Source organism: Mycobacterium sp. D16Q13 (assembly GCF_002013375.1).
GTDB lineage: Bacteria > Actinomycetota > Actinomycetes > Mycobacteriales > Mycobacteriaceae > Mycobacterium.
On record NZ_MAEW01000007.1, the window covers coordinates 209,964 to 221,693 of the forward strand.

Sequence of the window (11,730 nt, forward strand, 5' to 3'; positions counted from 1 at the left end):
CCGGGATCACAGCACGACCCCACCATCTACCCACGTCCGGCGACGATCCACCGAAAACACGGTTGACCGGCTTTCACCTGCGTTGATGGCTTGGCGGGTACCCTGGCGGCCATGGACAGCAACCGCCGCGACGATGCGGCCGCCCCCGGCGGCTCCACGTCATACGGTCCGTGGTCGCAGTCCAGCCAACCGTTGGATTACCCCGAGGACCCGGCCTACGCCTCGCAGGCGTTCGAGTATCCCGCGCTCTCCAGCACCGCCCAGCCCAACCAAACGGCCGTGCTGCCGCAGCAATACGGGTCGTACGGACCTCCCCCACAGGATCCCGAGCCCCCACGCCGATCGAACACCTTCTGGCTGTGGGTCGTCGGTGTGGGTGCGCTGGTCGTCATCGTCGCGCTGATCATCACCCTCGTCGTCCTTATTCAACGCGAAGATGACCGGCCCCCCGCAGTTATTGCCACCCCGTCCACCCGGACGTCAACGACCACCGCACCCAGCATGCCGAGCCTGCCGCCGATACCGAGTTTCACCATTCCGCCGATCCCGGTGAACCCTCCGACGCAGGGCAGCCAGGCCGCCACCGAGACGGTGGTCTACGAGGTCGGCGGCCGCGGCCCCGCCCTGAACGTCACCTACTTCGACGCCAGCGGATCCCTGCAGATGGAGTTCAACGTCAAGCTGCCCTGGCGCAAGGAGGTCAAGCTGAACGCCGAGCAGGTGACCAACGCCGTGGTGATCGCGGCCGACTTCTCGCACGACGTGTCCTGCACCCTGCTCGTCAACGGAACGCAGAAGAGCACCACGTCCGGGAAGATGGCGACCTGTAGCGGTATGGGCTAACTTGAGCCGCTGACGTTTTCGCCGGTCACCGGGTCATACCGGGGAACCTTGACGAAGATCACCGCCACCAGTCCCAGCGCGATCATCAACACCGGCCCCGCGATTCCCGCACGGGTGGCATGGAACAGCAACGCAAACGTGGCGAACAGCCAGGGGCCTGCGAAAGAGACCGCCCGCCCCGTCATGGTGTACAGACCGAAGACGAACGCCTCCCGGCCTGCTGGCGCCATCCGCAGCACCAGCGTTCGGGCCGCTGATTGCGGCGGGCCGACGAACGCCGCGATGGCAAGCCCACAGATCCAGAACGCCGACTGACCCGACAGGCACATCATCAGGACGCCGAGGGTGACGATCGCGGCAAGCGAGCCGATGATGATTCCCTTGGAACCCAAGCGGGTATCGATTAACCCACCCAGCACCGCACCAACTGCCGCCATCACGTTCCCGGCGACCCCGAACAGTGTGATGTCAGCGCCGGATAAGTGAAAGACCCCGCTGGCGATGACCGGAGTCAGTGCGAACATCGCGACCATGCCATCGCGGAAGATCGCACTCGCTATGAGGAAGTAGATGATGCGCCGGTCCATGTGCCACTGCTCGACGAGGTCGCGCCACAACTCCCGGTACACCCCCAACAATCCGGGTGAGCTGGGCGGTGGGGCCCACGGATCAGGTACCGGCCGGGATAACACCAGCGGCAGCGCGAACACGGCGAACCACGCCGCCGCCAACAACGCCGAGACGCGCACGTCGAATCCGTCGGCGGCGGGTATGTGGAAAAGCCCGCGGGTCGGTCCATCCCCCGAGATGAAGCCCAGATAGCACACCAGAAGGACAACGACACCGCCGATGTACGCGGCCGCCAGGCCGAGGCCGGAGACCCGCGAGGCGTTGGCGGGCGTGGTGAGCCCATGCATCATCGCGTTGTACGGAACCTGGGCCAGCTCGTTGAACACCGAACCCGCGCAATACAACCCGAGACCCAGCCACAGGTAGCGGTTGTCCTCGCGCACCAGGCTCATCGTGCTCGCAACGAGCACCACCAATGTGGTGAGGGTGCCCAGCGCGACACGGCGCCGCCTCGGCGTGTCTGCCCATACCCCGATCACCGGCGCGAGCAGAAAAACAAGAACACCGCCCAGACCCATCATCCAGCCAAGGAGGCCCTGCGGGACGCCATCGGGCATCCCCGCGCCGACTCTGCCGGTCAGATACGGCGTGAAGATGAACATCACGATGACGGTGTTGAAGGCCGCAGACCCCCAGTCGAACGCCGCCCAGGCAGCTATCCGGCTGCGTGAGACAGGGGTGTTCAATTGTCGGCCGGGTCCTGGGTCTTGACGCCCCACAGGCTCTTCGACCCCAGGCATGCTCATTCCGACCAGCGTAACCTGGCGCGCGCTGGGCAACCTTTACCATTGCCCCATGCCGATACCCGCACCAAGTCCCGATGCCCGCGCCGTTGTCACCGGAGCCTCCCAAGGGATCGGAGCGGCACTCGCCGAAGAGCTTGCCGCCCGCGGCCACAACCTCATCATCACCGCCCGTCGCGGCGAGATCCTCAGCGACCTCGCCAACACCCTGACCGAGAAGACGGGTGTGATCGTGGAGGTGCGTGCGGTGGACCTCGCCGACCCCGGCGCGCGTGATGCCCTCTGCAAGGAGCTCTCCGAGCGCAACATCTCGATCTTGTGCAACAACGCGGGGACCGCGACCTTCGGGCCGATACGCAGCCTGGACCCCGAGGGCGAACGCAAGCAGGTGCAGCTCAACGCGGTTGCGGTGCATGACCTTACGCTGGCGGTGCTTCCCGGCATGCTTGAGCGTGGCGCCGGCGGTATTCTGGTCTCGGGGTCGGCGGCCGGAAACTCACCGATTCCTAACAACGCCACCTACGCGGCGACCAAAGCATTCGCGAACACCTTCTCCGAGTCGCTGCGCGGTGAACTCAAGGGCACCGGGGTGCATGTCACGCTGCTGGCACCGGGACCGGTGCGCACCGTCGAACCCGACCCCACCGAGGCGTCGATCGTCGACAAGGTGGTTCCGGACTTCCTGTGGATCAACGGGGAGTACACCGCACGGGTCTCCCTGAATGCACTGGAGCGCAACAAGATGCGCGTCGTCCCCGGAATCACGTCGAAGGCGATGTCGGTGGCCGCCGGCTATGCACCGCGCGCCATCGTCGCCCCGATAGTGGGCAGCTTCTACAAGAGGCTTGGCGACTAGCCGTCGCCCCGCAAGTCCAGTAGCGCCGCGCGGGCCGTCTCGAGCTTCCCCGGATCGAGCGATCGCTGCGGGTCGATGATGACACCCTTCGACCGCAGAAACACGTCGACCGAGGCCCACAATGTTTCAGCGAGGCGTTCTCCGGCGGCCTCGTCGGGCGCGGCACCCCGAGCTACTCGCCATAGTGCCGTCGTCGCGGCCGTGCCGATCAGCGCGGCCGCCAGCTGATCCGCGCCGGCCGGGTGCACGTTGACGCGCTCCAGAAACGACGAGATCACCGCGGCGAGTTCGGCGATCGCACCGTCGTCACGCACAGCCGGGGCCGGCTTTCCGCGCACGCTCACCATCTGATGCTCGAAAAGGAAGCGGGTCGATTGCGGGAACCGCTGCACCAGCTCGAGGAAGAGAGATGCAGCGCGTTGTGCGGACTGTCGCGGCGCGATGCGCATGTCCACGGCCGCGGTCAGCTGCCGCCGTACGGCCGCCACCATGGCCTGTGCTACTGAGTCAAAGAGATCGTTGCGGTCTTCAAAATGCCTGTACAGCTTGGGTTTAGCGGAGTGCGCCACCCGGACGACATCCTCAACCGTGGCCGACGGTCCATTTCTCTCGATCGCGACCACTGCCGCAGCGACGAACTTTCGGCGCACCCGCACCTTGTGCTGCGCCCAGCGTTCACGCCGGGCATCACTGCGATCCGCCATGCCATTGACGCTACTCCAAGTACCCGGTACTTTTCAGTACCATCTACTGAATTGGCGGACTGAACAGCGGAAGGCATGTCATGTCACAAACGCCCATCACCCAGAGCGACTCACCTATCGAGCGCACGGCCGTGCGGCTCCTGCGTTCGTCGGTCGAGCGTTCCTACAACCCGGAGGTCGACGTCGATTGGGATGCGCCCGACGTTCCGGGGCTGCGCTATGTGCCCGACAAATACATCTCCCTGTACGGCACAAAGATCTTCGACCGGATGACCGAGGACGAGAAGATTCGGCTCGGGCGCCTGGAGGCATCGGCCCTGGCCAGCTGGGGCATTCTCGCCGAGAGCGCCCTCATGCACCCCATGCTCAAGCTGGCCTCGGTCAGCGATCCCCGCAGCGCCACAGCGCAATACGCACTGACCGAGGTCGCCGACGAGTGCCGCCATTCGGTGATGTTCGGCCGCCAGATCAACACGCTGAGCGATCGAAGCTATGACCCGCCCATGATTGCCCGGGCTTTGGTGGGCATCACCGCACTCGCCCCACTGTCCGCGACCATCTTCTCGATGATGCTCATGGTCGAGGAAATACTGGATCGGTTGCAGCGTCAGACCATGAACGACGAAACCCTGCAGCCCCGCACCCGCGCGATCGCCAAAATCCACGTCGTCGAGGAGGCCCGGCACATCAGCTATGCGCGCGTGGCACTGAACCGTGCCGTCGCACGTACCGGCCGTACCCGAATGGCCGTGGAGCGCTTGATCGTTGCCGCCGGGGCGGCGGTGGTGCCGCTGGTCATGGTGCAACCGGCCGTGTATCGCGATGCCGGACTTCCACCCTTGCGGGCCGCATGGACGGCACTACGCAATCCGCACTACCACGCGAATCTGAGGTTCTTCGGCGAGCGTCTGGTCCGCGTCATGGATGAGGCCAACATGCTCGAAGGCCGACTGGTGGAGTACCTCTGGCAGCGATCCCGAATGCTGCCCGAAGGCTTTGTGCCACAGTCGAAACGGACGGCAGACGCCTAGGTCTCCGCGGCGATTACGCGCGATCTTACTTCTTACCCATATTCCGGATGAGCTGCTTGCCCAGCGCGCTGAGGAAGCTCTGAAAGCTCCTGTTGCTGAGCAGACGCCGCCACCAGCTGGGCTTCTCAGGTACCGGTTTGGCGCCCTTCTTGGCGGGAGCCTGCCCGACGGGGGCATCCTGCTCTGCCTGGGCTGCCTTCTCGGCGAGAACCTCGAAGGCGGATCGCGAATCGACCGTCTGGCCGTATTTGGATTGGAGGGGGCTGGACGCGGCGGCGGCCTTGATGGCGTCGTCACCGATGGCGGCCATCAGCGACCGCGGCGCACGCATCCGGGTCCACGCCACCGGCGTCGGCGCGCCCCTCTCAGAGAGCACCGTGACGATCGCCTCGCCGATGCCCAGCGAGGTCAGCGCCATGCCCATGTCGTACACATCCGTCTTGGGATAGGTCTTGACGGTCTTGGCAAGGGCCTGCTGGTCCTCAGGCGTGAAGGCACGCAGCGCGTGCTGAACGCGCGCACCTAACTGCGAGAGCACGTTGTTGGGCACGTCGGTGGGCAGCTGGGTGCAGAAGAAAACGCCGACACCCTTGGACCGGATGAGCTTGACGGTCTGCTCCACCTGCTCCAGGAACGCCTTCGACGCGTCGGCGAACAGCAGGTGCGCCTCATCGAAGATGAACACAAGCTTGGGCTTGTCAACGTCGCCGACCTCGGGCAGCTTCGTGAACAGGTTGGACAGAATCCACATCAGGAAAGTGGAGAAGAGAACCGGCCGCGCAGCCTGCGTCCCTAGCTCGATGAGCGTGATGATGCCCTTGTCTCCGGACGTACGCATCAGATCGTTCGGATCGATTTCGGGTTCGCCGAAGAACGTGTCGCCGCCGTCGGCCTCCAGATTGATCAGCGCTCGCAGGATCACGCCCGCCGTCGCCGCTGACACGCCACCGAGGTTCTTCAGGTCCGCCTTGCCCTCATCGCTGGTCAGGTGCGTGATGACCGCGCGCAGATCCTTCAGATCCTGCAGTGGTAGCTGCTGTTGGTCTGCCCAATGGAAGATCAGCCCCAGCGTGGATTCCTGGGTGGCATTGAGCCCCAGCACCTTTGACAGCAAGATCGGCCCGAAGCTGCGGATGGTGGCGCGGACCGGCACACCGATTCCGTTGGTGCCCAGGGACACGAACTCGGTCGGGAAGCCCGTCGGCGCCCAGTCGTCGCCGGTGTCCTTGGCGCGGGCGGCGGTCTTGTCATTGGCCTCGCCGGGTTTGGAGATGCCGGACAGGTCGCCCTTGACGTCGGCCATGACCACAGGCACTCCCGCGGCGCTGAGCTGCTCAGCGATCACCTGAAGGGTCTTGGTCTTGCCTGTACCGGTCGCGCCGGCGATGAGGCCGTGCCGGTTGAGGGTCGCCAACGGAATGCGGATACGCGCCGCCGGGTCGACGGTGCCGTCCACCACGACCGACCCCAGTTCAAGTGCCTGACCTGTGGTGGCATATCCGGCGGCGATCTGCTGTGCGGGCGTGGCTCCCGCGGTGGTCTGCTCGGCCATGGCCACGACCCTAATGCCCCGAAGCGACTCCGTCATCGCTCAGTGTGGCGTCGGCACGGGATTGCTCGCGAAATTCCGTGCTGACGTCACACTCGCGGATCACACGTACCGCTACTGTGGTCAGACTGTGAGTGCCCCACGCGATGAACTGGTCTGGATCGACTGCGAGATGACCGGGCTCGACCTCGGTTCAGACAAACTGATCGAGATCGCCGCCCTCGTCACCGACGGCGACCTCAACATCCTCGGCGAAGGCGTTGACCTCGTCATTCACGCCGATGACGCGGCGCTGGCCGCGATGCCTCCGGTGGTCAAGGACATGCATGCCAAGTCCGGGCTCACCAATGAGGTCCGCAAGTCGACGATCACTTTGGAAGAGGCCGAGGCGCAAGTGCTCGACTACATCCGCCAGCACGTGCCCTCAGCCAAGGTAGCTCCCCTGGCCGGGAACTCCATTGCCACTGACCGCGGATTCATCGCACGGGATATGCCCGCCCTCGACGAGTTCCTGCACTACCGGATGATCGACGTCAGCTCCATCAAGGAACTCTGCCGCCGCTGGTACCCGCGGATCTACTTCGGCCAGCCCGACAAAGGCCTGGCCCACCGAGCGCTGGCAGATATCAAGGAGTCGATCCGCGAGCTGCGCTACTACCGGCGCGCGGCCTTCGTTCCCGACCCCGGGCCGTCTACCAGTGACCTTGTCGCGATCGTGGCGAACCTGGACAACGCTGCGGATACCGATTCGGCCTAAGGCGCCATCACCGGTTAAGATCTTTCACGCCGCTTCACGCGGCAATGGTGGCTGTAGTTCAGTTGGTAGAGCACCAGGTTGTGATCCTGGCTGTCGCGGGTTCGAGTCCCGTCAGCCACCCCGATGCAGAAAGCGTCGTTTACCCAGGTAGGCGGCGCTTTTTGCGTTTGCCAGAGGGGCTGACAAACTGGTTCATCCATAATTTCATCCATAATGCTCCGGATAATCCGGAAACAGATGTTCGAGTCAACGCCTTTCTCAGAGCCGATTCTCACGTCAACTCGAACCCCAGACCCCTCGGTTCTGTGAGAATCGGCTCGCCGTAGAAGCGAAAATCCCGGCGTCCATCCCCACCCGAGCGACTGACCCGCGACACCTAGTAGCCGTAGTTATCGACCGCACGCCAGTGTCTGAACATTTCGATAGCCATCGCCAACGCGGCCTGTGGCGTAGGGGCAGCGAGGTGGGTATCGACACCCTCCAACGCGAACCACATCTCGGGCCGTCCCTCCCTGGTAGCGCTGCGATGCGTGCGCACGACGTGTGCCTCATCTGCGGTCGGCGTGCCGACGATGACCGGAATTCCTCGCCCCTTGGCGTAACCAATCTCAAACAGGGTGCCGTGAGCTGTCGGGTCATCGAGCCACGCAAAAACGCCAGTCGAGGAATCGATAGCTTTCAGACAGAGCCGAACGGTATCCCGACGCGAGTCCCCGCCATTGGAGCCGCAGTCGTGCCCACGCCCGTGGGTGCCAGGACCGTGCGTACATCCGTGATCGTCGCTCAGGAAGAACGGCCCCGTGTAATGAACGTCCCTCCCCAGAAGGTGCTCTGCCACCGACCACGCAGTTTTGTCATAACAGACACTTTCCGAAGGTGGGCCAGGCATAACCTCTTGCCGCCAATCCACCTTGGCAATCTTCCCCGCCAAATACAGTCGAAGCTCGTCAGTCCGAGTGTCTACGTCTCCAGCGAGTTGAGTGTGTGTAGTAGTCATGGTCTCGATCCTCACAGCACCCACCGACATCACTGGCCTACAACCGACGACACGCTGACAGGTGCCGCCTGAGTTCCTGGTTCGCGCTAAATAACCCGCGTCGGGCCGTGCCACTCACCCTTCACCTGCCGCTCGGGAGCGTCCCACCCGTACCGTCCAGCGTTCTCGCGATCCTGATCACCGAGCGCTCCCGCACCGCCCGCACCGACATCCCCCACGCGCGCCAGCTCCATCAGCACCCTCCGCGTCTCCCCCAGCGCGTTCTCCAGGATCCCCGCGTGCCCTGGCCGCATCCCCTCCGCGCTCACGATGGGCAACACACCCGCCGCCTCCCGCGCCGAGGCCGCGACTCCACGGTGCATCTGAATTACGGGGTCTCCCGTAGTAGCTACAGTTCCCATCACTTCTGTCCTTTCTTGGTCTCGAACTCACCCGCGCGGACTACGCGGGTTTCCGATGAGGGCAGTCCCCACGGTCCCTGTTGTGCTCGTTCCAGCAGCTCTCGGGCCTCATCGAGTGCCTGTTGCAGGATGTCCGCATGGTCGGAGTGCAACCCCTCCGTGCGCAGTTCTGGAATGCTTGTCATCTTCTATCTCCTTATGCCGCTCGGCTTTTCGTATCCGCGATGGACATGTACCGCTCGGAGCTATACACGGCCTCACCCCAGTTCCCCCGTGACATCGCCTCTGCCGCGTCGGCCAGGTAGTACCGAGCCAGGGTGTCAAGGTATCCCGCAGGTCGCACCCCGACCCACCGCGCGGCTCGAATCCGAGCCGACTCGACATCGAGTTCTCCAACACCCGCACTCCCAATCGCAGCACGGGCGAACGTGGACACAGCCTCATCCGCTCCCACATCATCTCGACCACGAGAGACCTTGCAGGCCAACAGCTCCCCAGCATCCGCCAACACTTGGAACTGCTCGGCGCTCTGGAACTGCTCGTCGGTGGGCACGGTGCTCAGAGTGCTTTCGATTTCCCAGCCAGGGGGAACGAGGCTGGTGAGCTTGTCCGCGACCATGAGGCTGCCCTCAAGGTCGGAATGAGTTGAGATTCCTGTCATCTCGTCCAACGGGGTCACCTCGGCGGGCAGGAGGATGCCCGCTGGGTGGATAGACAGGGCGTCTGCCGTGGCATAGACGATGCGACTCTCGAACCCCCGCCGAATGCTGGCCACAGCGAGTGGCTGAGCCCACCCCGCCTGCTCGAATTGGTGACAGAGTGAAGCCAGCGCACGGTGCAGGCGAGCCTCGGGTTCGGGCAGGTAAGCGATGAATAGTGCCGTCACAGAGGTGTTCTCATCCTTGGGGAGTTCCACACCAGGGGCCAGCCCATAAGTCCTTTGCAGCCAAGCGGCGTCCACCACGGGACCGCGTGGAGCTGGTGCTGATGCAGGAGTCTGGGGAGCACTGGGGGTCTGGACTCCTGGTGGCGGGGAGGCTGGCGTTCCCTGCGGTGCGGGTGTTACTGACTGAGTTACGGGTGGCGGGGTCGGTACTCCGCCGATTGGCGCGAGCCCCGAGGGAATTGGAGAGGTGCCGCTGGTCCCTGGAGTGAATCCCGTGCTCGCGGGCGCGAGAGGTGTGGCGGGTGCCATGCTCGTGGCGGGGAGCTGATGTCCTACCGAGCTGGTGACCGCCGTGGCGATGTCCGATGCCACGGCGGGCAGATCAGGCAATGGAATGGACGGGGTGTTGGGCAGTCCAGGAGTGTGGTGCTCGGGGGCCTGGCGCTGCTCGGCGCCACGTGGTCCCTGTCCTGCGGGGGTGTTCAGCGGACTCGACGCCGAGCCGTGCGGGGAACTGGCGCTCGGAGATATCGGAGTGCTCGCTGGACCGCTCCCCGAGATGAGTCCCGCGAGGGTTGGATTCACAGGGGCTGCGGGAGCACTGGTACTCCCTGGTGCGCTTGGCGTGCTTGGTAACTCGACAGTCGAGGTGCTCATCGCACGGGGCATTTCCGGCAGGCGTTGCGCCTCGACGACGGGGTGTTGGCCTGTGTTATAGGCCGTCACGACCGCGTGAGGATCAGGCTGCTGAGCGCTCGGCGTCATGGGAACACTCGTGTAGCTCGGAGTGGTGGAAGCTCCTGGCGCGCCTGCAAGGCTGTGGCCAATGTCGTCAAGGTCGGTGGTCAGCTTGCTTGCGACACCAGCGATGTCATCCCTGTACTTCGCGGTGAGGTCTGTTGATGACGGTGTAACAGCGGTGCCAGCCGTCTCGCTGGTGATGGCGTCTTTGATTTCGCTCGTACCCGTACTGACAAGATTCGCGATGTGCTTCTTGGCCGCACGAATCTTCCCGGCGGCGTCCAACATCCATCCAGAGATTGCGGTGAAGTCGGCACTCTCCTGGCGGAGCTGGCCCGCGATGCTCGAATATCCTTCTGACACACTGTTAGCTGTCCTGCCCTGCATGCCTTCATCGGTCTGACGCTTAGCATCGTCAGCAGATTCGGCCTGTGTTCGGGCAGCGGTCGATGCGTCATCCGCCACGACCTCAGCGACGTGGTACGCGCTCTCCGACTCAGATGGCCAGTGCGTTCCAATCAGGGCATACGGGTCATCGAGAGGCATCTCGACATCGGGTTTTGGTGCCATCAGTCAGGAACATCCTTCGGGGTACGTCTTGTCGATAGAATCTGTAATGTCATGTCCTGCAATCAACTCGGATTTGACATGCTCGACGTATCTCGTGAACCCGTCCAACATGGACTTATCGTCAGGACTATTCGCGTCGATAATGTCCGCGCGAGTCGCAGCCAGTTCCTGTGTCACCCACCCCAACTTGCTCCGCACCCATTCCCCAGACCCTGGACTACGGACACCCGTGAGCTGCCGAGCAACGCTCGCATCGTCGGGAAGCACCAATCCTGGTGACGCTGTTGCATTTCCAATAACAACGCGTGAGCAGTCTGGCATCGGATGACTCGCCCACACCTGCTCCACGTCCACCAGGCCCTGAGCCGACGCCGAACTGATCGTCCCCGCCGCGCTCGCCCCCGTGGGGGTGGTGGGGTGAGTCGAGCACCCCACCACCCCGAGTCCCACGCCGAGCGCGGCGACCAGGGACACGAGATACCTTGTGTCCGGCCGGGATTGATAGATAGTCATGGTCACACGCTATCCCCTCGTGCGGGTCTCTGGGGTAGACCAGTCCCCTGGACCATCGACCAGTTCCCCTGTCGGAGGAACTCCGACGATTAAATCGCACGAGTGGGTGTCCAGCTCGGGTGACCAGGTGCACCAGGGTTGCGGGTCGGCACCAGCGGGCGGAGCGCTCAGGATGCCGAGAGCCATGACACCCGCTGCGACAAGTCTTTTCATCGTCCCGCCCCCGTCCACACGGGGGAAGCCGATGGGACATGGATGTAGGACGGGGGTTGCCCCATGTCCTTGCCGTGCGTGGCGCGGCACAGGTCGAAATCCCAAGCGTCGGCGCAGGACTTTGGGTTCGGGTGGTCCTGGTAGCCCCCAGGAGTCGGGGTTGGTGTCGGGTCAGCGCCCGCGAGCGGGGCGGTGAGAAGACCGACCGCCGCTGCGCTCGCTGCCACGGCTGCGAGGATCAGGTTTTTCTTCATTTCTCTTCATTTCTCTGATGGTCGGTCAGATGTTTTGTCTGG

The 11,730-nt window shown here is 64.0% G+C and carries 12 protein-coding genes and 1 tRNA gene; 5 read left to right on the forward strand and 8 right to left on the reverse strand.

Features of this window, described 5'->3' with window-relative positions:
- Positions 1-111 precede the first annotated feature (111 nt).
- Positions 112-843: an MmpS family transport accessory protein gene (locus tag B4400_RS08020; RefSeq protein ID WP_078309227.1), complete on the forward strand. Its 732-nt coding sequence runs from the start codon at positions 112-114 to the stop codon at positions 841-843.
- Here the strand turns inward: B4400_RS08020 and B4400_RS08025 are convergent.
- Positions 840-2,159: an MFS transporter gene (locus tag B4400_RS08025; RefSeq protein WP_078309228.1), complete on the reverse strand. Its 1,320-nt coding sequence runs from the start codon at positions 2,157-2,159 to the stop codon at positions 840-842. The two genes, B4400_RS08020 and B4400_RS08025, sit on opposite strands and share 4 nt — an antisense overlap.
- A 109-nt stretch (positions 2,160-2,268) precedes the next feature.
- Between B4400_RS08025 and cmrA the strand changes: the two genes are divergently transcribed.
- Positions 2,269-3,072 carry a mycolate reductase gene (gene cmrA, locus B4400_RS08030; protein WP_078309431.1) on the forward strand — a complete coding sequence of 268 codons (804 nt, stop codon included), beginning with the start codon at positions 2,269-2,271 and terminating at the stop codon, positions 3,070-3,072.
- Here cmrA and B4400_RS08035 read toward each other — a convergent pair.
- Complete coding sequence (locus B4400_RS08035; protein ID WP_286141890.1) at positions 3,069-3,728, reverse strand: TetR/AcrR family transcriptional regulator; 660 nt, start codon at positions 3,726-3,728, stop codon at positions 3,069-3,071. The two genes, cmrA and B4400_RS08035, sit on opposite strands and share 4 nt — an antisense overlap.
- A 128-nt stretch (positions 3,729-3,856) precedes the next feature.
- On the opposite strand from B4400_RS08035, the gene B4400_RS08040 reads away from it, so the two are divergent.
- Positions 3,857-4,807 carry an AurF N-oxygenase family protein gene (locus B4400_RS08040; protein ID WP_078309230.1) on the forward strand — a complete coding sequence of 317 codons (951 nt, stop codon included), beginning with the start codon at positions 3,857-3,859 and terminating at the stop codon, positions 4,805-4,807.
- Between the two features lie 25 nt (positions 4,808-4,832).
- Here B4400_RS08040 and B4400_RS08045 read toward each other — a convergent pair whose 3' ends face one another.
- Entirely contained in the window at positions 4,833-6,359 is a 1,527-nt protein-coding gene (locus B4400_RS08045) for a helicase HerA-like domain-containing protein (protein WP_078309231.1), read from the reverse strand.
- 127 nt (positions 6,360-6,486) lie between these two features.
- Between B4400_RS08045 and orn the strand changes: the two genes are divergently transcribed.
- Entirely contained in the window at positions 6,487-7,113 is a 627-nt protein-coding gene (orn, locus tag B4400_RS08050) for an oligoribonuclease (protein WP_139361311.1), read from the forward strand.
- A 47-nt stretch (positions 7,114-7,160) separates the two neighbouring features.
- Positions 7,161-7,233 (forward strand) — tRNA-His (locus tag B4400_RS08055).
- Positions 7,234-7,489: 256 nt separating this feature from the next.
- Here B4400_RS08055 and B4400_RS08060 read toward each other — a convergent pair.
- The 5 genes from B4400_RS08060 to B4400_RS24335 all read right to left on the reverse strand — a co-directional run bounded on the left by B4400_RS08060 (position 7,490) and on the right by B4400_RS24335 (position 11,688).
- Positions 7,490-7,951 carry a TIR domain-containing protein gene (locus tag B4400_RS08060; RefSeq protein ID WP_139361312.1) on the reverse strand — a complete coding sequence of 154 codons (462 nt, stop codon included), beginning with the start codon at positions 7,949-7,951 and terminating at the stop codon, positions 7,490-7,492.
- A gap of 245 nt (positions 7,952-8,196) precedes the next feature.
- The gene (locus tag B4400_RS08065; RefSeq protein ID WP_078309234.1) at positions 8,197-8,511 is read right to left on the reverse strand and encodes a hypothetical protein; all 315 of its coding nucleotides are present in this window, start codon (positions 8,509-8,511) and stop codon (positions 8,197-8,199) included.
- Positions 8,511-8,696 (reverse strand): hypothetical protein, encoded by a 186-nt coding sequence (locus B4400_RS08070; RefSeq protein ID WP_078309235.1) that lies wholly within the window; start codon positions 8,694-8,696, stop codon positions 8,511-8,513. The genes B4400_RS08065 and B4400_RS08070 overlap by 1 nt, the downstream gene beginning before the upstream one ends.
- 11 nt (positions 8,697-8,707) lie before the next feature.
- Positions 8,708-9,397, reverse strand: coding sequence for a hypothetical protein (locus tag B4400_RS24860; RefSeq protein ID WP_286151133.1), 690 nt, complete (start codon positions 9,395-9,397; stop codon positions 8,708-8,710).
- Between the two features lie 2,033 nt (positions 9,398-11,430).
- Positions 11,431-11,688 (reverse strand): hypothetical protein, encoded by a 258-nt coding sequence (locus B4400_RS24335; protein ID WP_054416665.1) that lies wholly within the window; start codon positions 11,686-11,688, stop codon positions 11,431-11,433.
- Between the last annotated feature and the right edge of the window lie 42 nt (positions 11,689-11,730).

Excerpts from the sequence above, each read along its gene's own strand:
- B4400_RS08020 (WP_078309227.1), top strand. The coding sequence starts at position 112 with ATGGACAGCAACCGCCGCGACGATGCGGCCGCCCCCGGCGGCTCCACG.
- cmrA (WP_078309431.1), top strand. The coding sequence starts at position 2,269 with ATGCCGATACCCGCACCAAGTCCCGATGCCCGCGCCGTTGTCACCGGA.
- B4400_RS08040 (WP_078309230.1), top strand. The coding sequence starts at position 3,857 with ATGTCACAAACGCCCATCACCCAGAGCGACTCACCTATCGAGCGCACG.
- B4400_RS08045 (WP_078309231.1), bottom strand. The coding sequence starts at position 6,359 with ATGGCCGAGCAGACCACCGCGGGAGCCACGCCCGCACAGCAGATCGCC.
- B4400_RS08065 (WP_078309234.1), bottom strand. The coding sequence starts at position 8,511 with ATGGGAACTGTAGCTACTACGGGAGACCCCGTAATTCAGATGCACCGT.
- B4400_RS08070 (WP_078309235.1), bottom strand. The coding sequence starts at position 8,696 with ATGACAAGCATTCCAGAACTGCGCACGGAGGGGTTGCACTCCGACCAT.
- B4400_RS24335 (WP_054416665.1), bottom strand. The coding sequence starts at position 11,688 with ATGAAGAAAAACCTGATCCTCGCAGCCGTGGCAGCGAGCGCAGCGGCG.